20 protein-coding genes are annotated in these 22,488 nt (G+C 61.2%); 11 read left to right on the top strand and 9 right to left on the bottom strand.

Annotated features, from left to right (window positions below; translation table 11 throughout):
* Window positions 1-86: 86 nt before the first annotated feature.
* Window positions 87-1,088, bottom strand: a complete 1,002-nt coding sequence (gap, locus tag DYL59_RS12785; RefSeq protein WP_135289496.1) for a type I glyceraldehyde-3-phosphate dehydrogenase — start codon at window positions 1,086-1,088, stop codon at window positions 87-89.
* A gap of 221 nt (window positions 1,089-1,309) precedes the next feature.
* Here gap and edd point away from each other — a divergent pair, with 221 nt between their 5' ends.
* From edd to DYL59_RS12765, 4 genes are all read left to right on the top strand, one after another.
* Window positions 1,310-3,136, top strand: a complete 1,827-nt coding sequence (edd, locus tag DYL59_RS12780) for a phosphogluconate dehydratase (RefSeq protein ID WP_135289495.1) — start codon at window positions 1,310-1,312, stop codon at window positions 3,134-3,136.
* Window positions 3,133-4,092 carry a glucokinase gene (locus DYL59_RS12775; protein ID WP_135289494.1) on the top strand — a complete coding sequence of 320 codons (960 nt, stop codon included), beginning with the start codon at window positions 3,133-3,135 and terminating at the stop codon, window positions 4,090-4,092. Before edd ends, DYL59_RS12775 begins: the two co-directional genes overlap by 4 nt.
* A 123-nt stretch (window positions 4,093-4,215) precedes the next feature.
* Window positions 4,216-4,950 (top strand): response regulator, encoded by a 735-nt coding sequence (locus tag DYL59_RS12770; protein WP_135289493.1) that lies wholly within the window; start codon window positions 4,216-4,218, stop codon window positions 4,948-4,950.
* The gene (locus DYL59_RS12765) at window positions 4,940-6,421 is read left to right on the top strand and encodes an ATP-binding protein (protein WP_135289492.1); all 1,482 of its coding nucleotides are present in this window, start codon (window positions 4,940-4,942) and stop codon (window positions 6,419-6,421) included. Before DYL59_RS12770 ends, DYL59_RS12765 begins: the two co-directional genes overlap by 11 nt.
* A gap of 60 nt (window positions 6,422-6,481) precedes the next feature.
* Here the strand turns inward: DYL59_RS12765 and DYL59_RS12760 are convergent, their stop codons facing one another.
* Window positions 6,482-7,411: an AraC family transcriptional regulator gene (locus tag DYL59_RS12760; protein WP_135289491.1), complete on the bottom strand. Its 930-nt coding sequence runs from the start codon at window positions 7,409-7,411 to the stop codon at window positions 6,482-6,484.
* Window positions 7,412-7,739: 328 nt separating this feature from the next.
* On the opposite strand from DYL59_RS12760, the gene DYL59_RS12755 reads away from it, so the two are divergent.
* Window positions 7,740-8,081 (top strand): antibiotic biosynthesis monooxygenase family protein, encoded by a 342-nt coding sequence (locus tag DYL59_RS12755; protein ID WP_135289490.1) that lies wholly within the window; start codon window positions 7,740-7,742, stop codon window positions 8,079-8,081.
* Window positions 8,082-8,115: 34 nt separating this feature from the next.
* Window positions 8,116-8,361 carry a hypothetical protein gene (locus DYL59_RS12750; RefSeq protein ID WP_135289489.1) on the top strand — a complete coding sequence of 82 codons (246 nt, stop codon included), beginning with the start codon at window positions 8,116-8,118 and terminating at the stop codon, window positions 8,359-8,361.
* Window positions 8,362-8,487: 126 nt separating this feature from the next.
* Here the strand turns inward: DYL59_RS12750 and DYL59_RS12745 are convergent, their stop codons facing one another.
* The gene (locus DYL59_RS12745; RefSeq protein WP_135289488.1) at window positions 8,488-9,120 is read right to left on the bottom strand and encodes a flavin reductase family protein; all 633 of its coding nucleotides are present in this window, start codon (window positions 9,118-9,120) and stop codon (window positions 8,488-8,490) included.
* 166 nt (window positions 9,121-9,286) lie between these two features.
* On the opposite strand from DYL59_RS12745, the gene DYL59_RS12740 reads away from it, so the two are divergent.
* On the top strand, window positions 9,287-10,048 hold the full coding sequence (locus tag DYL59_RS12740; RefSeq protein WP_135289487.1) for a COG4705 family protein: 762 nt from the start codon (window positions 9,287-9,289) through the stop codon (window positions 10,046-10,048).
* A gap of 46 nt (window positions 10,049-10,094) precedes the next feature.
* Here DYL59_RS12740 and DYL59_RS12735 read toward each other — a convergent pair whose 3' ends face one another.
* The 4 genes from DYL59_RS12735 to DYL59_RS12720 form a co-directional block, all read right to left on the bottom strand.
* Window positions 10,095-11,414 carry an MFS transporter gene (locus DYL59_RS12735; RefSeq protein WP_135289486.1) on the bottom strand — a complete coding sequence of 440 codons (1,320 nt, stop codon included), beginning with the start codon at window positions 11,412-11,414 and terminating at the stop codon, window positions 10,095-10,097.
* 297 nt (window positions 11,415-11,711) lie between these two features.
* Window positions 11,712-13,037 carry a sigma-54-dependent transcriptional regulator gene (locus DYL59_RS12730; protein ID WP_135289485.1) on the bottom strand — a complete coding sequence of 442 codons (1,326 nt, stop codon included), beginning with the start codon at window positions 13,035-13,037 and terminating at the stop codon, window positions 11,712-11,714.
* The gene (locus tag DYL59_RS12725; RefSeq protein ID WP_135289484.1) at window positions 13,031-14,797 is read right to left on the bottom strand and encodes an ATP-binding protein; all 1,767 of its coding nucleotides are present in this window, start codon (window positions 14,795-14,797) and stop codon (window positions 13,031-13,033) included. The genes DYL59_RS12730 and DYL59_RS12725 overlap by 7 nt, the downstream gene beginning before the upstream one ends.
* A 150-nt stretch (window positions 14,798-14,947) precedes the next feature.
* Window positions 14,948-16,471 (bottom strand): fumarate hydratase, encoded by a 1,524-nt coding sequence (locus tag DYL59_RS12720; RefSeq protein ID WP_135289483.1) that lies wholly within the window; start codon window positions 16,469-16,471, stop codon window positions 14,948-14,950.
* A 219-nt stretch (window positions 16,472-16,690) separates the two neighbouring features.
* Here DYL59_RS12720 and DYL59_RS12715 point away from each other — a divergent pair, with 219 nt between their 5' ends.
* Both DYL59_RS12715 and DYL59_RS12710 read left to right on the top strand, forming a co-directional pair.
* Window positions 16,691-17,623, top strand: a complete 933-nt coding sequence (locus tag DYL59_RS12715; RefSeq protein ID WP_135289482.1) for an iron-sulfur-binding ferredoxin reductase — start codon at window positions 16,691-16,693, stop codon at window positions 17,621-17,623.
* A gap of 30 nt (window positions 17,624-17,653) precedes the next feature.
* The gene (locus DYL59_RS12710) at window positions 17,654-18,403 is read left to right on the top strand and encodes an enoyl-CoA hydratase-related protein (protein ID WP_135289481.1); all 750 of its coding nucleotides are present in this window, start codon (window positions 17,654-17,656) and stop codon (window positions 18,401-18,403) included.
* A gap of 87 nt (window positions 18,404-18,490) precedes the next feature.
* On the opposite strand, the gene pyk is transcribed toward DYL59_RS12710, so the two are convergent.
* Window positions 18,491-19,942: a pyruvate kinase gene (gene pyk / locus DYL59_RS12705; RefSeq protein WP_135289480.1), complete on the bottom strand. Its 1,452-nt coding sequence runs from the start codon at window positions 19,940-19,942 to the stop codon at window positions 18,491-18,493.
* Window positions 19,943-20,115: 173 nt separating this feature from the next.
* On the opposite strand from pyk, the gene DYL59_RS12700 reads away from it, so the two are divergent.
* Together DYL59_RS12700 and DYL59_RS12695 are read left to right on the top strand one after the other, a co-directional pair.
* Window positions 20,116-20,490: a tol-pal system YbgF family protein gene (locus tag DYL59_RS12700; protein WP_135289479.1), complete on the top strand. Its 375-nt coding sequence runs from the start codon at window positions 20,116-20,118 to the stop codon at window positions 20,488-20,490.
* Window positions 20,491-20,715: 225 nt separating this feature from the next.
* Complete coding sequence (locus DYL59_RS12695; RefSeq protein WP_135289478.1) at window positions 20,716-21,075, top strand: PilZ domain-containing protein; 360 nt, start codon at window positions 20,716-20,718, stop codon at window positions 21,073-21,075.
* A gap of 75 nt (window positions 21,076-21,150) precedes the next feature.
* On the opposite strand, the gene DYL59_RS12690 is transcribed toward DYL59_RS12695, so the two are convergent.
* Complete coding sequence (locus tag DYL59_RS12690; protein ID WP_135289477.1) at window positions 21,151-22,482, bottom strand: DUF58 domain-containing protein; 1,332 nt, start codon at window positions 22,480-22,482, stop codon at window positions 21,151-21,153.
* Between the last annotated feature and the right edge of the window lie 6 nt (window positions 22,483-22,488).

Genomic DNA, 22,488 nt, shown 5'->3' with positions numbered 1-22,488 from the left:
GCGGTGTGTCAGTCAATTCATGTGTATCTGACACACCGCATTCGCGAGCAAGCCCGCTCCCACACAAGCCCGGTTTTCACACAGGATTATTCAGCGTTGCACAGCGCCAGGCAGTTATCCAGCATGCGGTTGGAGAAGCCCCACTCGTTGTCATACCAAGCGAGCACTTTGAGCAACTTGCCACTGACCTTGGTGTGATTGGCATCGAAAATCGACGACAGCGGGTTGTGGTTGAAGTCACTGGAAACCAGCGGCAGCGTGTTGTAGCCGAGGATCTTCGAGTGCTGGCTGGCGTCCTTGAGCAGCGCGTTGACCTGCTCGGCGCTGGCTTCTTTCTTCAGTTGTACGGTGAGGTCCACCAGCGACACGTTGATCACCGGTACACGCACCGCCATGCCGGTCAGCTTGCCCGCCAGTTCCGGCAGCACCAGGCCTACGGCTTCGGCGGCGCCGGTCTTGCTCGGGATCATGTTCTGGGTGGCCGAGCGCGCGCGGTACGGGTCGGTGTGGTAGACGTCGGTCAGGTTCTGGTCGTTGGTGTAGGCGTGGATGGTGGTCATCAAGCCGCTTTCGATGCCCAGCTCGCGATGCAGCACCTGGGCCACTGGCGCCAGGCAGTTGGTGGTGCACGAGGCGTTGGAGATGATCTGGTGGGATTGGCGCAGAATGTCGTGGTTCACACCGTAGACCACGGTGGCGTCAGCGCCCTTGGCCGGTGCAGAAATGATCACCTTGCGTGCGCCGGCGGTAATATGGGCGGCAGCCTTGTCACGGTCGGTGAACAGACCGGTGCATTCGAACACCACGTCGATCTTGTGCGCAGCCCACGGCAGGTCGGCGGGGTTGCGAATGGCACTGACGGCAATCCGGTCACCATTGACGGTCAGGCTTTCCTGATCGTGGGCGACCTCTGCTTCGAAAGTGCCATGCACGGTATCGTATTTGAGCAGGTGGGCGTTGATCGAGCTGTCGCCCAGATCGTTGATGGCGACGATCTGCAAATCCTGGCGGTAGCCTTGGGTATACAGTGCGCGCAGGACATTACGGCCAATACGGCCAAAACCATTGATTGCGATGCGAAGAGTCATTGGAAAGTGCCTGTCGTCGATTTGTTGTAAGAATTACAAGATTATTCGCATAAAAATAGAAAACAAGCCTTTTTAGTGGCAATATTTTGTTCAATCTACAACGAGTGACCTGAATCAACTGGTCCGATGATCCAAACGACACCCTGCCATCCCATGCGCTGCGGGCGTTTGATCAGCATAGACACTCAGGTCGCCACATCCGTTAGCCTGGAGTTCTACACATGCATCCCCGCGTTCTTGAGGTCACCGAACGGCTTATCGCCCGCAGCCGCGCCACCCGCGAGGCTTACCTTGCGCTCATTCGCGGCGCTGCCAGCGACGGTCCGATGCGCGGTAAGCTGCAATGCGCCAACTTCGCCCATGGCGTGGCCGGTTGCGGCACTGAAGATAAAAATAGCCTGCGCATGATGAATGCCGCCAACGTGGCAATTGTTTCGTCATATAACGACATGCTCTCGGCGCACCAGCCCTACGAACATTTCCCCGAACAGATCAAGAAAGCCCTGCGCGAAGTCGGCTCGGTCGGCCAGTTCGCCGGCGGCACCCCCGCCATGTGCGACGGCGTGACCCAGGGCGAGCCCGGCATGGAACTGAGCCTGCTCAGCCGTGAAGTGATCGCGATGTCCACGGCGGTAGCGCTGTCCCACAACATGTTCGACGCCGCGCTGATGCTGGGCATCTGTGACAAGATCGTCCCCGGCCTGATGATGGGCGCGTTGCGCTACGGTCACCTGCCGATGATCTTCGTGCCCGGCGGCCCCATGCCGTCCGGCATCTCCAACAAGCAGAAAGCCGATGTGCGCCAGCGCTACGCCGAAGGCAAGGCCACCCGCGAAGAGCTGCTGGAATCGGAGATGAAGTCCTACCACAGCCCCGGCACCTGCACTTTCTACGGCACCGCCAACACCAACCAGTTGTTGATGGAAGTGATGGGCCTGCACCTGCCGGGCGCGTCGTTCGTCAACCCGTACACGCCGCTGCGTGATGCGCTGACCCGCGAGGCGGCACACCAGGTCACGCGCTTGACCAAGGCCAATGGCAGCTTCATGCCGATCGGCGAGATCGTCGATGAAAAATCCATCGTCAACTCCATCATTGCCCTCAACGCCACCGGCGGCTCCACCAACCACACCCTGCACATGCCGGCCATCGCCATGTCGGCGGGCATCATTTTGACGTGGGACGACATGGCCGACCTCTCCGAGGTGGTGCCGACCCTGTCCCACGTTTATCCAAACGGCAAGGCCGACATCAACCACTTCCAGGCGGCGGGCGGCATGTCGTTCCTGATCCGCGAGCTGTTGGAGGCCGGCCTGCTCCACGAAGACGTCAATACTGTGGCCGGCAAGGGCCTGAGCCGCTACACCCAGGAGCCGTTCCTGGTGGACGGCGAGCTGATCTGGCGCGACGGGCCTATCGAGAGCCTCGATGAAAGCATCCTGCGCCCCGTGGCCCGTGCGTTCTCCCCCGAAGGCGGCTTGCGCGTGATGGAAGGCAACCTGGGGCGTGGCGTGATGAAGGTTTCTGCCGTGGCCCCTGAGCATCAGATCGTCGAAGCACCGGCGGTGGTGTTCCAGGACCAGCAGGACCTGGCGGACGCATTCAAGGCCGGCCAGTTGGAAAAAGACTTTGTCGCGGTGATGCGCTTCCAGGGGCCGCGCTCCAACGGCATGCCCGAACTGCACAAAATGACCCCATTCCTGGGCGTGTTGCAGGACCGTGGTTTCAAAGTGGCGTTGGTGACAGACGGGCGTATGTCCGGCGCGTCGGGTAAGATTCCCGCCGCGATCCACGTCAACCCCGAAGCCCAGAGCGGCGGGCCGCTGGCGCGGGTGCGCGATGGCGATATCATTCGCGTCGATGGCGTGAAGGGCACCCTGGAGCTTAAGGTGGACGCCGAAGAATTTGCAGCACGCGCGCCTGCCACGGGCCTGTTGGGCAATAACGTGGGGGCCGGTCGCGAGCTGTTTGCATTTATGCGCTTGGCCGCAAGCTCCGCAGAGCAAGGCGCCAGCGCCTTTACCTCTGCCTTGGAGACGCTTAAGTGAAGCTAGCGCTGGTCGGTGACATCGGTGGAACCAACGCCCGTTTTGCGTTGTGGCGGGACCAGGAACTGCATTCGATCCGCGTGCACGCCACGGCGGATCACGCCAGCCCCGAGGAGGCCATCAAGGTCTACCTCAAGGAAGAGGGCCTGGAAATCGGTGCCGTCGGTGCGGTGTGCCTGTCGGTGGCAGGTCCCGTGAGTGGCGATGAATTCAAGTTCACCAACAACCACTGGCGCCTGAGCAAGACCGCGTTTTGCAAAGCCCTGCAGGTGGATGAACTGCTGCTGGTCAATGACTTCTCGGCCATGGCCCTGGGCATGACCCGCCTGAAACCCGACGAATTTCGCGTGGTCTGCGAAGGCACGCCGGAACCGTTGCGCCCCGCCGTGGTGATCGGCCCAGGCACAGGCCTGGGCGTCGGCACCTTGCTGGACCTGGGCGGCGGGCGCTTCGCGGCGTTGCCGGGGGAGGGCGGGCATGTCGACCTGCCCCTTAGCAGCCCGCGTGAAACCCAGTTGTGGCAGCACATCTACTCTGAGATCGGCCATGTCAGCGCTGAAACCGCCTTGAGCGGTGGCGGTTTGCCGCGTCTGTACCGGGCGATCTGCGCGGTGGATGGGCACACCCCGGTACTGGAAACGCCCGAGGCCATCACCGCCGCAGGCCTGGCCGGCGACCCGGTGGCCATGGAAGTATTGGACCAGTTCAGCATCTGGCTGGGCCGGGTGGCGGGCAACAATGTGCTGACCACCGGTGGTCGCGGTGGCGTGTATATCGTGGGCGGGGTGATACCGAGGTTTGCCGACTTCTTTATCACCAGTGGTTTCGCCAAGAGCTTTCGCGACAAGGGCTGCATGAGTGACTACTTCAAGGGCATTCCGGTGTGGTTGGTGACGGCGCCGTATTCCGGGTTGACTGGGGCTGGAGTCGCGCTCGAACAGGCTTTTACGATGTAGGAGCGAGCTTGCTCGCGAAGAGCGCCAACGATAACGCAGCGCATCAGGTGATACGCGCCAGCTTCAGGATTTTCGCGAGCAAGCTCGCTCCTACAGATTGGCCATAACAACAAGGAGGCCCCCGTGAGCGTAATCAGTAAGTCCATTCTCCTCGTCGACGACGACCAGGAAATCCGCGAATTGCTGCAAACCTACCTCAGTCGCGCCGGTTTCCAGGTGCGTGGCGTGCCGGACGGCGCGGGGTTCCGCCAGGCGATGAACGAGGCGCCGTGCGACCTGGTCATCCTCGATGTGATGTTGCCGGACGAAGACGGTTTCAGCCTGTGCCGTTGGATCCGCCAGCACCCGCGCCAGGCGCAGGTGCCGATCATCATGCTCACCGCCAGTTCCGATGAAACCGACCGGGTGATCGGCCTGGAACTGGGCGCCGACGATTACATCGGCAAACCCTTCAGCCCTCGCGAGTTGCAGGCGCGAATCAAGGCCTTGTTGCGCCGCGCCCAATTTGGCCAGGAGCGCAGCGGTAGCAGTGACGTGCTGGTGTTCGATGAGTGGCGCCTGGATATGATCAGCCACCGCTTGTTCCATGTGGATGGCGAAGAAGTGATCCTCTCCGGTGCCGACTTTGCCCTGCTCAAATTGTTCCTCGACCACCCGCAACAGATCCTCGACCGCGACACCATTGGCAACGCCACCCGAGGCCGCGACCTGATGCCGCTGGACCGTATCGTCGACATGGCTGTGAGCCGCCTGCGCCAGCGCCTGCGCGATACCGAAAAGCCACCGAAGCTGATCCGCACCGTGCGCGGCAGCGGTTACCAACTGGCAGCCAGCGTGGTTGCCGGCAATGCGCACTGAGCCACTGGGCGAACACCTGAGCGAACGCCGCCGGCGTTTTCCGGTACCACGCTCGTTGCTGGGGCGCATGCTGCTGCTCACCTTGCTCGCGGTGTTGTTCGCCCAGGCGCTGTCCAGCGTGATCTGGGTTTCGCAACTGCGCGCCACACAGCTTGAAGGGCTGGTCACCAGCGCCCGCAGCCTGGCGCACTCGATGACCGCCAGCGTGAGTTATTTCCGTTCGTTGCCGGTGGCCTATCGCCCGCTGGTCCTTGACCAATTGCGCAGCATGGGCGGCACGCGTTTTGTGGTGACGCTCAACGACCGCCCGCTGGATATGCAGGTGCTGCCCGAAACACCGCGTAAACAGGCGGTACTGGTGGCCGTGGACGAAGTGCTGCGCCAGACGTTGGGCGCCGACGTGCACATCTCGGTAGAGTTCGTCAGTGCCGAAGACCTGCGCATCTTCAACGCCGGTTTGAAACTCGATGAACTGCCACGCTCCTGGGCCCATTACGCGCTGACCCTGGAGCCGGTGAACCCGCCGGTGCTGGTCACGCAGATCCAACTGGCGCCCGGCGAATGGCTGTACATCGCCTCGCTGCTGCCCGAGCCCTACACCAGCCTCGAAGAACAAGGCCTGCCCTCCCAGCAGGTGTGGTTTATCGTGCTGACCAGCGGCTTTCTGCTGCTGTTTATCGGCTTGTTGGTGCACTGGCAGAGTCGGCCGCTCAAGCGCCTGGCGCGGGCGGCGCGGGATATGTCCCTGGGCGCCGACGTAGAACCGGTGGCCGAAGGCGGCGGCAGCGAAGTGGTGGAAGTGGGCCGCGCCTTCAATGCCATGCGCGAGCGCATCAGCCGTTACCTCACCGAACGTAGCCAGTTGTTCAGCGCGATCTCCCATGACCTGCGCACGCCGATCACGCGTTTACGCCTGCGGGTGGAGTTGTTGGAGGACGAAAACCTGCAAACCAAATTCGGTCGCGACCTGGACGAGTTGGAGTTGCTGGTCAAAGGCGCGCTGCAATGCGTGAAAGACACCGATATCCACGAAAACATCGAACCGGTGGATCTGAACCACGTACTCGACTGCCTGGTGGAGCCTTACCTCGCACCCAACGGTAACGGCCGCGTCACCCAGCACGGCCGGGCGCTTACCACTTACCCTGGCAAGCCGCTGGCGCTCAAGCGCTGCATCGGCAACCTGATCGACAATGCCTTGAAGTATGGGCAGAACGCCCATTTGCACATCGAGGACGATGGTGTGCAGTTCATCCTGCATGTGGATGACGAGGGGCCTGGGGTGCCGGAGCAGCGGTTGGAGCAGGTGTTCGAGCCGCACTTCCGCCTGGCCGGGCAGCAGCAGGGTTATGGCTTGGGGTTGGGGATTGCGCGCAATATTGCCCACAGCCATGGCGGTGAAGTGAGTTTGCAGAATTTGCGTGAAGGCGGTTTGCGGGTCACCCTGCAATTACCCCGTGGCCTGGACTAGATATCGGCGCAGAAACAAATGTGGGAGCGGGCCCGCTCCCACATTTTGATCTCTATTGAATCAGAGGGTTTGGCGCAGTCTGGCGAGATCTCTTAGAGGCGGCGCACCGAATAACCGGCTGTATTCCCGGCTGAACTGCGATGGGCTTTCATACCCCACCCGATACCCCGCCGCCGAAGCTTCCAGCCCTTCGGCAATCATCAACCGCCGCGCTTCCTGCAAGCGCAGCTGCTTCTGATACTGCAACGGGCTCATGGCGGTGATCGCCTTGAAGCGATGGTGCAACGTCGAGACGCTCAGGTTCACTTCCTTGGCCAGGTCGTCGATGCGCAGTGGTTGTTCGTAGTTGCCGTTCAACCATTTGATCGCCTGGCTTACACGATGGCTCTGACTGTTTGCCACGGCAATTTCATACAGCCGATAGCCCTGTGGTCCTCGCAACAGGCGGTAAAGAATTTCCTGGTTGATCAGCGGCGCGAGCATGGCGATGTCTTTAGGCGTATCCAGCAGGCGCGCCAGGCGCAGCACCGCGTCCAGCAGTTGGTGGTCGATGCGGTCGACGTACATGCCACGGGAGGTCGGGCGCGACGGGACGCCCATCGGCCCGGCTTCGGCGATCATGGCCGTGAGCTGTGCCGGGTCGATATTGATACGCACCGACAGGTTCGGGTCTTGCGGCGTGGCTTCGATGATCCGTCCGGCCACCGGCATGGCCACCGAGAACACCAGGTAATTGAGTGGGTCGTAGGCAAAGATCTCATCGGCCAGGCGCACTTCCTTGCTGCCGCTGGCGAGGATACACAGGGCCGGCTCCACCAGTACCGGCATGAAGTCGCGTGGCGCATTGTGGCGGTTCAGGTAGAGCGAGGTGATGGCGGTGCCGTAGGAGCCATCTTCCCAGGTGTGCCGTTGCACGATACTGGCCAGTTCGGCACGCTGCTTTTCCATCTCGGCGTCGAGGGGAGTGGACAGATATTCAGGCGACGACATGACGTGTCCTCTGCGGGCTTTTTTGATGAGGCAAGCTTAGCGGCGACTTTTCAAGAAGTGTTACTTCGATCCTGCACAATCCTTGCCTGATCCTGCGGACTATCGCGAATCAGGCAAGCACAAAGCGTGTCATCAGCCTGAAACAAGGCGCTGGGCCATGGAATGAAACCAGTGGTGCAAACGCACTGCCTACGCTTGCGGCAGGATTGTGCAATAAGCCGGCAGGAATCGACTAACTGCGCCAACCCCTGCGCCGTTATCTTTGATCCTGTGGCAACACGCCCTCACAGTGCTTGCCGAGCATCACTTCTCAACGGGAGAGTCGAACATGTCCACCCCCATTCCCGCGAGCCATATGGCCTTTATCCGTGCCCGTACCGGGTGCAGCACCGAACTCGGTGCACGCTTGAGCAGTTTGATCGAACCGGGCCGCCAGGCTAAGGGTTGCCTGCAATTCTCGTTGCAGCATTCCCAGGTTGATCCTGATGTGTGGCTGGTTTCAGGCTTCTGGAGCAGCGAGCAGGCGATGAGCGCCTACTTCAACTCGCCGGCCCTGATGATCTTTACCGAGCTGTTGAACGACATGGTAGTGCGCAGTATGGACTTTCAGACCTACACCGACGCATCTGCTGCCCATGCCTATGGCGAGTACCTGCAACTGGCGGGTTAGAATGGCCGCCTTTCCATTGGCCAGGACCTGCAACATGGCACGTAAAGAATTTACCCACCACGAAGCCGTTTCCGCCGTAGTGCCGGGAGAAGGTGGCTACAGCGCCGCCGTTGCCATCAAGGCACTGGATGGCATGGGCGCACCGCGCTTTCACAAGATCCTTGATGGGCAGACGTTCAAGACGGCTTCTGATGCCGATGATGCGGCTGCGTTGCAGCTTGAGCGCTTGGTTGATGTGGATGAAGAAGGCCAGCTGGCCTGGGCGCCAGCCACTTTCTAAATCTCGCCGCTGATCAAAATGTGGGAGCGGGCTTGCTCGCGAATGCGCAGTGTCAGTTGAAATATTTGTGACTGACACACCGCCTTCGCGAGCAAGCCCGCTCCCACATTTTTGATCGCATTTCAGTCAGGGTCTTGTGGCGCCCGGGCGGTACATCTTGAACAGTGCTTGCGGCCCCAACTGGAAATAATCCGCCGGCCCACCACCGCGCAAGATCGGCTCAGCGGCAGCCGTGTCGTAGATGCCATCCTTTAGCAACCACTTGGCAATATGCACTGCAACCACCTCACCCAGCACCAACCAACTCGGCACCAACTCCTTGTCGGCGCGCTGCAACTGAATGATCTGCGTCACCTTGCATTCAAACGCCACCGGGCTCTCGCCTACGCGTGGCACGCTGATGATTTTGGACGCCACCGGCGTCAGCCCGGACAGTTCGAATTCATTCACCTCAGGCGCTACCGCTGCACAGCTCTGGTTCATTTGCTCGGCCAGCGGACGGGTCGCCAGGTTCCATACAAACTCGCCGGTCTGTTCGATGTTGTTCAGGCTGTCTTTGCGCCCGACACTGGAAAAGCCAATGATCGGAGGGATGTAGTTGAACGCATTGAAGAAGCTGTAGGGCGCCAGGTTCAGGCGGCCTTCGCTGTCGTGGGACGAGATCCAGCCAATGGGCCGCGGGCCGACGATGGCATTGAACGGGTCATGGGGCAGGCCGTGGCCGTTGGCGGGTTCGTAGAAGTGGATATCGTCAGGCATGGCCGGGGTTCCTGCGGTTGAGTTCGGTGAAGCCGCCATACTGCAAGGCATGGCGACGGATTTCCATCAACGATATGGAATTTTCATACAGCGCCCACCTATTTTTCACAGCTCCACGTTCAGTCTGCGGCCAATTGAATGACTGCGCTTCGGAGCACCCCATCCCATGAATAAGCTTCCTCAGATTACCCTTGCGTTCTGGGTCATGAAAATCTGCGCAACCACTCTGGGCGAAACCGCCGGGGATTTGCTGTCGATGACCCTGGATGTCGGCTATGCCCTCAGCTCAATGATCCTGATCAGCGTGTTCCTGGTCACATTGGTGACGCAGCTGTGGTCGAAAACCTACAACCCGGTGCTGTACTGGATCGTGATCCTGTCCACCAGCACCGCCGGCACCACCATGTCGGACTTCATGGACCGCACCCTGGGCCTGGGTTACGCCACAGGCTCGATGATTCTGATCGTGATCCTGATGATCATCTTTGCCATGTGGCACCTCAGCGGTGATTCGCTGAACGTGAACAAGGTGCAGACCTTTCGTGGGGAGTTGTTCTACTGGATGGCGATTCTGTTTTCCAACACCTTGGGTACGGCGTTGGGGGACTTCCTGGCAGACGATTCGGGGCTTGGCTTTGCCGGCGGCGCCTTGCTGATCGGCTCGACCATTGCGGCCGTGGTGGTGCTCAAGTACTTCACGCAGATCTCGTCGGTGCTGTTGTTCTGGGTGGCGTTTGTGTTGACCCGGCCGTTTGGCGCGACCTTGGGTGACTTCCTCACCAAGCCCCATGAAAAGGGCGGGCTGGACTTCGGCACCATTGGCTCGTCGGCGGTGTTGGCGGCGGTGCTGGTGGTGATGATTGGCGGGGCGTCGTATGCGCAGCGGCGGTATAGACCTGACCGCATTAGCCAGGCGACACAAAACTAAAATGTGGGAGCAAGCCCCCTCCCACATTTTTTACCGCGCCAGGCTTTTAATCGGTGGTGATTCGCGAATGCTTGCGGGTGTCCTTCATGGTCACATAAACCAGCAGCGACACCGCGATACACCCGGTCACATACCAGTAATACCCGGTTTCCATGCCAATGCTCTTGAACCACAGCGCAATGTATTCAGCCGTACCGCCGAAGATCGACACGGTCAGCGCATACGGCAGGCCTACGCCCAGTGCGCGGATTTCGGTAGGGAACAGCTCGGCCTTCACCACGGCGTTGATCGAGGTGTAGCCACTGACGATGATCAGCGCCGCCATGATCAGGAAGAACGCACCCCACCACGTCTGGATGGTGTGCAGGGTGGTGAGGATCGGCACGGTGAACAGCGTGCCCAGAATGCCGAAGGCGATCAGGATGGGACGACGGCCGATCTTGTCTGACAGCCCACCGACCAGGGGTTGCAGGCACATGAACAGGAACAGCGTCGCTGCCGAAATGGTGGTGGAGTCGGAAATGCTCATGCCGACAGTATTCACCAGGTATTTCTGCATGTAGGTGGTGTAGGTGTAGAAGGCCAGCGTGCCGCCCATGGTCAGGCCGACCACGGTCAGCAGTTCCTTGGGGTGGCGCATCAGGGTGCGCATGGCGCTTTCCTTGGCCTTTTCCTTCTTGGTGAACGACTCGGTCTCTTCCATGCCGCGACGCAGGTAAAGAGCGACCACCGCGCACAGGGCGCCGATGGCGAACGGGATACGCCAGCCCCAGGCGTACAGTTGTTCGGTGGTGAGCAGTTGTTGCAGCACGATCAGCACCGCCAGGGCGATGAGCTGGCCGGAGATCAGGGTCACGTATTGGAAACTGGAGTAGAAACCGCGACGTTCCTTGGTGGCCATCTCGCTGAGGTAGGTGGCGGAGGTGCCGTATTCGCCGCCCACCGACAGCCCCTGCAGCAAGCGGGCGAATACCAGCAGGATCGGCGCACCGATACCGATGATTTCATAGCCTGGGCTCAAGGCAATCAGCAGCGAGCCGAAGCACATCAGGTACACCGAAGCCATCAGCGCCTTTTTACGTCCGACTTTGTCGGCGTACAACCCCATCAGCCAGCCACCGATCGGGCGCATCAGGAAGCCCACGGCGAAGATCGCGGCGGTGTTGAGTAGTTGGGCGGTGGTGTCGCCCTTCGGGAAGAAGGTCTTGGCGAAATACAGAGAGAAGGCGGCGTACACGTACCAGTCGTACCATTCGACCATGTTGCCGACGGAACCACTGAAAATCGATTTGATGCGGCTGGAAGTGGTGCGCTCTTTCGTCGGCGCGGCCGCCGACCCCAGAGGCAGGGCGTTGGAGTTATCCATTGAAGGATCCTTCATCTAGTTGTTTTTATGGAGCGTGCCGGGGCACAGCCTGGCTGGGGCTATAGCAGGAGCTGTGCCAAGTAGATGAAGGCCCGGTTTAGAGAGGTTGTAGGTTTTTTATAGGCGGAATGTTGCTGATGCTTTGAGGGAGGGTGAGCGGAAATCCGCTTATGGCCGCAGGCCTCATCGGGGGCAAGCCCCCTCCCACATTCGACCCAGTTCCAATGTTGGAATACGGTCAAGTGTGGGAGGGGGCTTGCCCCCGATGGCGGCCTGTCAGGCCATACAAAAATTGGCCTAGAGAAACATCTCTCGCACCAACCCATGCCGCTGCATCTTCTCATTGAAGGTCCGCCGTGGCAGTTGCAACTCCGCCAACACCGCCTTGATATCGCCCTTGTGCCGCGTCAGCGCAGCCTTCAAACAATGCGCTTCAAACGCTTCCTGCTGCGCCGCCAGCGATTGCCCGGCTTCGATTCCTTCCGGCTCCGGATCGCCCAGCCCCAGCACCTGGCGCTCAGCGAAATTGGCCAGCTCACGTACGTTACCCGGCCAGTCATGGCCGAGCAGGCGCCCCAGTTGTGCGCCGCTCAAGGGCTCGACGCTGCGGCCAAGGCGTTCACCCACGCTGTGGGCGAAGTGCTCGTACAGCAGCGGAATATCTTCGCGCCGCTCACGCAGGGGCGGCAGGCGCAGTTGTGCCACGTTCAGCCGGTAGGCCAGGTCTTCGCGAAAACGCCCAGCGCGGGCCTCTTCCAGCAGGTCTGGCTTGGTCGCTGCAATAATGCGCAAGTCCACATGAATGCTTTGATTGGAGCCCAAACGCTCCAGCTTCTGCTCCTGCAACACCCGCAGCAGTTTCACTTGCTGGGCCAGGGGCATGCTTTCGATCTCGTCGAGAAACAGCGTGCCGCCATGGGCATATTCCAATTTGCCGATGCGCTTGCCCTGGGCGCCGGTGAATGCGCCGCTTTCATGGCCGAACAGCTCGGCCTCGAACAGTTGCTCGGGGATCGCAGCACAGTTAAGCGCCACGAAGGGTTTTTTCGCCCGAGGGCCAAAGTCATGCAGGCAGCGCGCGACCAGTTCCTTGCCGCTGCCGGTGTCGCCACGGATCAGCACATTGACCGGCAGGCTCGCCAGGTCCAGCACCTGGCGGCGCAGGGTTTGCAGGCCTCGGGATACGCCCAGCAGGGTCGATTCCAATTGCGTCCGATGGTCGGCTTGCTGATGCAGGCGACGGTTTTCCAGGATCAGGCCGCGCTTGTCCAGGGCGCGGCGCAGGCTGTTGAGCAGTGCGTCGGGGCTGAAGGGTTTTTCCAGAAAATCGTAGGCGCCGTCGCGCATGGCTTCGACGGCCATCGGCACGTCGCCATGGCCGGTGAGCAGGATCACGGGCAAATCCCCATCCCGGCGTTGCACCTCGGCGAGCAATTCCAGGCCGCTGAGTCCGGGCATGCGCACATCGCTCAGGATCACGCCAGGGAAGTCCCTGGGCAGTTGCGCCAGGCATTCCTCGGCTCGACTGAACAGCTGCACGTCAAACCCTGACAGGCTCAACCATTGCTCCACCGCCGTACGGATACTGGCTTCGTCATCGACCACAATCACCGCGTTCAACATAGGTCGGGCGTCTCCAGCGCGATAGGCAAGGTGAGGGTGAATACGGCGCCGTCGCCCTGGTTACCGGCGATCAGGCGCCCACCCAGTTCATGCACGATGGCGTAGGACACCGCCAGCCCCAGCCCAAGCCCATCGCCCACCGGTTTGGTGGTGAAGAACGGGTCGAACACGCTGTTGAGGTGCTCTTGGGCAATGCCGCCGCCGCTGTCGCTGACGGTCAAGCGCCACAGCTGTTGGTCGGCATGCAGGCGGATTTCCAGGCGTTTGCGCGGCTTGTCGGCCATCGCATCCAGGGCATTGCGCAGCAGGTTGATCAATACCTGTTCCAGGCGGATCGCATCGCCGCGTACCCAGGCCGGGCGGGTCAGGTCCAGTACCACGCCGATGCCTTCATCGCGCAGGCGGGCGTCCAGCAGGTGCAGGGATTGGTCCACCACCAGCGCCAAATCCAGGCGCTCGCGCAGGCCGCTGGGGCTTTTGCGTGCGAAGGTTTTGAGATGGCCGGTGAGTGCGGCCATGCGGGTGAGCATTTCGTCCAGTGGGGTGAGGGCCTTGTAGGCATCGCCCACGCGGCCGTGGTCCAGCAACAGGCGCAAGGTGGCCAGTTGCATGCGTTGGGCGGTGAGTGGCTGGTTGATCTCATGGGCCAGGGCGGCCGACATCTGCCCCAGCGCCGCCAGCTTGGCCGATTGCACCAGGCCGTCCTGGGCGGTGCGCAGGGCCTGGGTGCGTTCTTCGACCAATTGTTCAAGTTCTTCGCGGCTGCGTTGGCGCAGGCGGGCCAGGCGCCAGCGTTGAGTAAGGAACAACACCAGGAACACCAGCGCAAACCACGAGCCCGCCGCAGCGAGGCCGGCGTTGCGCTGGTCTTCAAAGGCAAATTGCGGTTTGCGCAGCAGGTGCAGGGTCCAGCCTTCGGCTTTGAGCGGCAGGGACTCCCAGATGTAATTGGCATTGCCGTCGGGGCCGTTGACGCGCATCAGGTGGCTGTTGTCGTCAAAGCGTTGCAGCGACTGGGTCTGCAGCGGTTGCAGTTGTTTCTTGTCGTATTGGCGAGTGGCTTTGAGTTCGGCCAGGTCGTTGTCCGACAACGGTCGCAGGTTACGGTAGCGCCAGCCCGGTTGGTTGGCGATAAACACGATGCCCCGCGCGTCGCTGACCAGCAGCAGGTCGTTGCCCTGGGCCCATTCGCGTTCAAGCTCGGGAAACTCCAGCTTGACCACCATGGCCCCCAGGAACTGCTCTTGTTCATCCACCACGGCGCTGGAAAGGAAGTAACCCGGAACGCCGGTCGTCACCCCCACCGCAAAAAAACGTCCGGTTCCCTGGCTGAGCGTCTGGCTGAAGTAGGGGCGGAACCCGTAGTTGTGCCCCACATAACTGCTGGGCAGGCTCCAGTTGCTGGCGGCCACGGCCAGGCCCGTGCGGTCCATCAGTTCCAGGGTCGAAGATTGTGCGGCACCGTTGATGCGTTCCAGTTTGCGGTTGAGCACATCCTGGGTGGCGGCATCCAGCGGGCCCTTCAATGCGCTGATCATTTCCGAGTCCAGCGCCAGCACGGCGGGCAAGGCACGGTAGCGTTCGATCAGGGTGTGCAAGGAGTTGGCGTACAACGCGAGCTGTTGATTGGCGCGGGCGGCATCGTCCACCAGGGCCTGGCGTTCGGCGTGGCGGGTTGCCAGGGCTGCGGCCAGCAGTGCGCCGGCGATGATCAGCAAGGAATAGAAGGTCAAGCGCAGGGGGCGGGGGATCACGATCATACGGTGATGAACAGGCGCAGTAAGGGGAGTGCACCATACCATTGTGGGAGGGGGCTTGCTCCCGATGGCGGAGTGTCAGTCAACATATTCAGTGACTGACACTCCGCCATCGGGAGCAAGCCCCCTCCCACATGGATTGCAGTTGCCTTTTTACTGCACTTCTACCGCCAGGCTTTCACTGATTTTTTTCTGCCAGATGGCAGGACCGGTGATGTGTACGGATTCGCCCTTGCTGTCCACCGCAACGGTAACCGGCATGTCCTTGACGTCGAACTCGTAGATCGCTTCCATCCCCAGCTCGGCGAACGCGACAACGCGGGACTTCTTGATGGCTTGCGCCACCAGGTAGGCTGCGCCGCCCACGGCCATCAGGTACACGGCCTTGTGGTCCTTGATCGCTTCGATGGCGGTCGGGCCGCGCTCGGATTTGCCGATCATGCCCAACAGGCCGGTTTGCTCCAGGATCTGACGGGTGAACTTGTCCATCCGCGTCGCGGTGGTCGGGCCTGCCGGGCCAACCACTTCTTCGCGCACCGGATCAACCGGGCCGACGTAGTAGATGAAGCGACCCTTGAGGTCCACCGGCAGGGTTTCGCCCTTGTTCAGCATCTCGACCATGCGCTTGTGCGCGGCGTCGCGACCGGTGAGCATCTTGCCGTTGAGCAACACGGTTTCGCCCGGCTGCCAGCTCTGCACTTCTTCCGGGGTCAGGGTGTCGAGGTTGACGCGGCGGGCCGACGGGCCGGCTTCCCAGACGATTTCCGGGTAGGCGTCCAGCGGTGGCGCCTCCAGCGACGCCGGGCCCGAACCGTCGAGCACAAAGTGCGCGTGACGGGTGGCGGCGCAGTTGGGGATCATGCACACCGGCAGGGAGGCGGCGTGGGTTGGGTAGTCCATGATCTTCACGTCGAGCACGGTGGTCAGGCCACCCAGGCCCTGGGCGCCGATGCCCAGTTGGTTGACCTTCTCGAACAGCTCCAGGCGCATCTCTTCGATACGGTTCTGTGGGCCGCGCTTTTTCAGCTCGTGGATGTCGATGGATTCCATCAACACTTCCTTGGCCATCACTGCAGCTTTCTCTGCGGTGCCGCCGATGCCAATGCCAAGCATGCCCGGTGGGCACCAGCCAGCGCCCATGGTCGGAACGGTCTTGAGCACCCAGTCAACGATCGAGTCGGACGGGTTGAGCATGGCCATTTTCGACTTGTTCTCGGAACCGCCGCCCTTGGCCGCCACGTCCACTTCCACGGTGTTGCCCGGGACGATGGAGTAGTGGATGACCGCCGGGGTATTGTCCTTGGTGTTTTTGCGCGCGCCTGCCGGGTCGGCGAGGATGGATGCACGCAGGACGTTTTCCGGCAGGTTGTAGGCGCGACGCACGCCTTCGTTGATCATGTCGTCCAGGCCCATGGTGGCGCCGTCCCAACGTATATCCATGCCCACGCGCACGAACACGGTGACGATACCGGTGTCCTGGCAGATCGGGCGGTGGCCGGTGGCGCACATGCGCGAGTTGATCAGGATCTGGGCGATGGAGTCACGGGCCGCTGGCGATTCTTCGCGCAGGTAGGCTTCGTGCATGGCCTGGATGAAATCAACGGGGTGGTAGTAGGAAATGAATTGCAGGGCGTCGGCAACGCTCTGAATCAGGTCGTCTTGCTTGATCACGGTCATGAGTCGCGCTCCTCTATAAGGGAACATTCAATAAAGGTGGGCTCAGTGGGGTGTATCGGTCGGCTGAGTCCACCTTTCCAAGGCACGCCAAAGTGCTGCAGGCGCGACGCTAAAAAGGCGCGGCAGTATAACCCGGCACGGTGGCCGATACACCCGACTATGGTCAAACTGTCGCAGGCATGATTCCCTGTGGCCATCCCCTGCCATCGAGTCCTTTATATGCCTGAACTGCATGTCGGCGAACGCCACTGGTCGGTCGCCACCGGCAGCAACCTGCTGGATGCACTGAACCAGGCCGGTGTGGCCGTGCCCTACAGTTGCCGTGCCGGCAGTTGTCATGCCTGCCTGGTACGTTGCCAGGGAGCGGTCGAGGACAAGCAACCCGACGCTTTGAGCCCCGCGCAGCGCCAGCAGGGTTGGCGATTGGCGTGCCAGTGCCAGGTCAGCGCAGACCTGCGGGTCGAGGCATTTGACCCCGCCCGCGACGGTGTAGGCGCCCAAGTGGTGGGGGTGGATTGGTTGAGCCCGTACGTGCTGCGCCTGCGCCTGCAACCGGAGCGCGGCCTGCGCTACCGGGCCGGCCAACACTTGGTGTTGTGGGCAGGCAAGGTGGCACGGCCGTATTCCCTGGCGAGCTTGCCTCAGGAAGACCCCTTCCTGGAGTTTCACCTCGACTGCCGGCTGCCCGGCGAATTCAGCGATATGGCCAGGCGGTTGCAGGTTGCAGATGGTTTGCGCCTGGGCGAACTGCGTGGCGGCGCGCTGCAATACGATCCTGACTGGCAGTCGCGGCCGCTGTGGTTGATGGCGTCCGGTACAGGCCTGGGGCCGTTGTGGGGCGTGTTGCGCGAAGCATTGCGCCAGGATCACCAGGGCGCTATTCGCGTTATTCATCAAGCCCATGATGCTCAGGGGCACTACCTGGCCGAGCCCCTGGCCCAGTTGGCCGCGCAGCACTCCAACCTGGTGGTGGAGCTGTGGACGGCGGCGGACGCGGCCCAGGCATTGGCACAACTGCGGCTTGTTTCTCGGCAAACGCTGGCCTTACTCTGCGGGCACCCCGCCCATGTCGAGGCCTTCTCCAAGCGCCTGTTCCTGGCGGGATTGCCGCGCAATCAACTGCTGGCCGATGTGTTCCTGCCGCGCGGTTGAGCGCTGACTTCCACAGCCGCGAGATTTGCCATGACCGACGCCATTTTGCAGCACCGCGAACGTGGGCTGCTGACCTTGCAGCTCAATCGTCCCGATAAAAAGAATGCGCTGACGCGTGCGATGTACACGCAGTTGGCCGAGGCCCTTGAACTCGCAGATGCGGATTCAGCGATTTATGCCGTTCTCATTCAAGGCAGTGCTGACTGTTTTACCGCGGGTAATGACATTGGCGACTTTCTCGAACAACCGCCCAGCGATCTCGACAGCCCGCCATTTCACTTCATGAAGGGCCTGCTCAATTGCCGCAAGCCGGTGATTGCCGCTGTAGCAGGCGCGGCGGTGGGTATCGGCACCACGCTGTTGCTGCATTGCGACCTGGTGTATGTGAGCCGCGATGCGCGTTTGCGCATGCCGTTCGTCAATCTTGGGCTGTGTCCTGAATTTGGCTCAAGTTTGATCCTGCCGCGTTTGTTGGGGCATGCGAAGGCGGCTGAGTTGTTGCTATTGGGCGAAGGCTTTACCGGCGAGCAGGCGGCGGCGTGGGGGATTGCTACCGAGGCGTTGGGCAGTGGTGAGGCGGCGCTGGCCAGGGCGCGGGAAGTGGCTGGGCGTTTTGAAGCGTTGGCGCCGGGGGCGGTGCAGGTGACCAAGCAATTGATGAAGAGCGTGGATCGCGAGCAGTTGCGGCAGGTGATCGAGGAGGAAGGGGCGCTGTTTACCCAACGGTTGAAGTCGCCGGAGGCGGTTGCGGCGTTGTCGGCTTTTATCACTCGGCGGTGAAGGTGTGGTGGCAGGTCGGGCCCCACAAAACTATCAGGCATAAAAAAGCCCCGAACCAGTCGGGGCTTTTTATTTTCAGCGCGTCACTCAGACCTGCGGGTCGCCCACATGCAGGATCTTCATGCCATTGGTGCCACCGGTGGTGTGGTAGCTGTCGCCCTTGGTCAGGATGACCCAGTCGCCTTTTTCCACAACGCCGCGCTTGACCAGCTCGTCGATGGCCGCCTGGCTGACTTCGTTGGGAGCCAGCGAAGCCGGGTCGAACGGCACGGTGTACACGCCACGGAACATCGCCGCACGAGCCTGGGCTTCGCGGTGCGGGGTGAACGCGTAGATGGGCACCGAAGAACGGATACGCGACATGATCAACGGCGTGTAGCCACTTTCGGTCAAGGCAATGATCGCCTTCACGCCAGGGAAGTGGTTGGCGGTGTACATGGCGGCCAGGGCGATGCTCTGGTCGCAGCTTTCGAACTCTTTGCCGATGCGGTGGCTGGAGGTCTTGCTGGTCGGGTGCTTTTCAGCGCCGACGCAGATACGTGCCATCGCTTGCACGGCTTCCAGTGGGTATGGACCGGCTGCACTTTCGGCCGAGAGCATCACGGCGTCGGTGTAATCGAGCACGGCGTTGGCCACGTCAGACACTTCGGCGCGGGTCGGCATCGGGTTCTGGATCATCGACTCCATCATCTGGGTCGCCACGATCACCGCTTTGTTGTGACGGCGTGCGTGCAGGATGATCTTTTTCTGGATACCGATCAGCTCGGCGTCACCGATTTCCACACCCAGGTCACCACGGGCAACCATCACGGCGTCGGACGCCTTGATCAGGCCGTCGAGGGTTTCGTCATCGGCCACGGCTTCGGCGCGCTCGATCTTGGCGACCAGCCAGGCGGTGCCGCCGGCTTCGTCGCGCAGTTTACGGGCGTATTCCATGTCGGCGGCATCGCGCGGGAAGGACACGGCGAGGTAGTCCACTTCCATTTCCGCGGCGAGCTTGATGTCGGCCTTGTCTTTTTCAGTCAGGGCCGGAGCGGTCAGGCCGCCGCCGCGACGGTTGATGCCTTTATGGTCCGACAGTGGGCCGCCGATGATCACGGTGCAGTTCAGTTCAGTCGGGGTCGCGGTGTCGACGCGCATGACCACGCGGCCGTCGTCCAGCAGCAGTTCGTCACCGACGCCGCAGTCCTTGACCAGGTCCGGGTAGTCGATACCCACGACTTGCTGGTTGCCTTCGGTCAGCGGGTGGCTGGTGGAGAAGGTGAACTTGTCACCGATCTTCAGCTCGATACGCTTGTTGGCGAATTTGGCGATACGGATTTTCGGGCCTTGCAGGTCACCCAGCAGTGCCACGAAGCGGCCATGCTTGGCAGCCAGGTCACGCACCAGCTTGGCGCGAGCCTTGTGCTCGTCCGGGGTGCCGTGGGAGAAGTTCAGACGGGCGACGTCCAAACCAGCCAGAATCAGCTGTTCGAGGACTTCCGGCGAGTTGCTGGCCGGGCCAAGGGTGGCGACGATTTTGGTACGACGGACGGACATGCACAGACTCCTGAGTTCAAGCGCTGAGGAAGGCTACTATGCTCTTTCGTTGTAGTCATTGTTCGTTTGCACTACTTATCGACGATTGACTTGTTTTCGTTGTGGCCGATTGCGAACGACCTTGAAGATTTTCGACGAGGGGTCGATACATTGCACAAGACAGGAGAACCCTCATGCGAATTTTGCTCATTGCTGCCCTGGCCGTCAGTGTTGTCGGCTGCACCCGTTGGTCGATGGACCACCATTTGAACAACGCTTATCGCGCCTACAAGGTGGGCGATTGCGAGCGCGTCACCCTGGAATTGTCCCAGGTCGACCGTCAGAGCCGTACCCGACGTTATGTACAGCCAGAGGTTTCGATGTTGCGCGGGCAATGCCTGGAGCGCCAGAAACTGTTTGTGGATGCGGCTCAGACTTACCAGTTCATCATCACGCAGTACCCGTCAAGCGAGTACGCCTACCGTGCCCGTGCGCGGCTCGACACCCTGCAGCAGCTAGGGCATTACCCCGGCGCAAGCGTTGCCCAGCCACGTCCGGCGTCATTGTGATGATATTCGTCATGTCATAACTGGCCGGCTGCCAGTCTTGGGCTATCCTTTGAATGTTCGTTTGTACAAGTTTCTATTCGAACGAATGCAGGGCCCGGACTCGGCAGCGGTTCAGTGACAAAGCGTTGTCTTCTGTCACACCGAGATCCAGGGAGAGCGAGCGGTTCTGCTCGTTCCGAATCACTGGCACGGCCAAAGTAATGGCCACAGGATGGCGATCTCACCATGTTTACCGACCGACGGATCGAGCGGCATCAATTACCTTACTTCCTGCAAGTGTTTAACCGTCTCACCGACAAGCCTATTGGTTTTTTGGGCAACGTCTCTGAAGACGGGCTGATGCTCATCAGCCAGTTGCCCATGATGGTCGATGTGGACTTTGAGTTGCGTTTGAAGATCCCAGGGGCTGACGGCATCCTCCATGCAATAGACCTCACGGCGACTTGCCTGTGGAGCCATGAAGATATCAACCCGCAACATTACGACTCAGGGTTCAGCGTGCTTCAGGCGCCCCAGGAATATGGGCAACTGATCAACGTCTTGATGCACTACTTCAGTTTTGACCCCCTGCAGGCCTCTGCCTAGATACAGCGCGTTGTCGACCCGGCCGGGGTATTGTTGCCCTTGTCGCGGTTGTGCGCTGCTTTCCAGTTTTTTCGTTCAAAACACCCCGGCTTTTTTCCAGCCCAAATAACGAGTGACCAGGGCCGCGCCCAGTTTCGATGGCAGGGTGTCCAGCACCGAAAGGCCGTGGGCGCTCAAGCGGTCGTGCAATTCATCACGAGCATTGAGGTAATCCACGGTGCCGCTGTATGCCAGGGCCTCGGGAAGGGTTTGTACGGGGGATTGACGCAATTGATCGAGCACTTCCTCGCGCAAGCTGGCCACCAACACCCGGTGCTGGCGGCCAAGGCGGTTCACCGCGCTCAGTAATGCCTCATCGTCGTCATCGCGAAGGTTGGTGATCACAACCACCAAGGCCCGACGTTTCTGGCGGGCCAATAGTAGGCTGGCGGCCGCCTGGTAATCGGCGGCTTGGCGGGTGGTGTCCAGGTTGTAGACGGCGTTGAGCAACAGGTTCAGTTGGCCGCTCCCTTTGACGGGCGCCAGGTAGCGCGGCTGTTCGCCGGCGAAGGTGCACAACCCCACCGCATCGCCCTGGCGCAAGGCGACGTAGCTCAGTAGCAGGCAGGCGTTGAGGGCGTGGTCAAAATGTGACAGCTCGTCATCCTGGCTGCGCATTCTCTGGCCGCAATCAAGCATGAATATGATCTGCTGATCACGCTCATCCTGGTATTCCCGGGCGATGGGCGTGCGTTGGCGCGCCGTGGCTTTCCAGTCGATCTGGCGCAGGCTGTCGCCCTCGCGAAATTCGCGCAGTTGGTGAAACTCAAGCCCCAGGCCGCGTCGCTGGCGTTGACGTACCCCCAGTTGGCTCAGCCAGTTATCGACCCCCAACAACTGTGCACCGTACAGGCGGGCAAAGTCCGGGTACACGCGGGTGGCGTCGCGTGCCTCGATATAACGCCGTGCCGACCACAGTGCCAAGGGGCTGGGCAGGTGGATTTCGCAGCGGATGAAACTGAAGTGCCCGCGCCTGACAGGACGTAGTCGGTAGCCCAGTTCGCTACGTTCGCCGGGGCGCAACTCGATGGACTGCGGCAGATTTTCCACGGTCAGTCCGTCGGGAACATGGTCGAACACCTGCACCGTCAGCGGCTGCCGGTAGTCGTGCTCCAGCGTCAGGCGTACGTCGCCCCAGCGTCCCAATGCCAGGCTGCCAGGCATGTGGCGTTGCAACCTGACGGATGGCCGACGGCGCAGGCGCATGGCATCCAGCATGGCCAAGAGCAACAGTGCCAGCAGCAACCCCCATGCCACCGAGTGCAAGGTGTCGGGCACCTTGAACTGCAACGCCGCGGCGGCACCCAGTAGCGTGTTCAAGCCCAGCAGTACGCCAAGCCAGCAGAGCAACAGGCGGGTAGGTTTCATGGGCAG

Origin of the sequence: Pseudomonas kairouanensis (assembly GCF_004682055.1) — a bacterium.
GTDB lineage: Bacteria > Pseudomonadota > Gammaproteobacteria > Pseudomonadales > Pseudomonadaceae > Aquipseudomonas > Aquipseudomonas kairouanensis.
The sequence above is the reverse complement of the archived record's forward strand: the minus strand, read 5'-3'. Positions and strand labels throughout refer to the sequence as shown.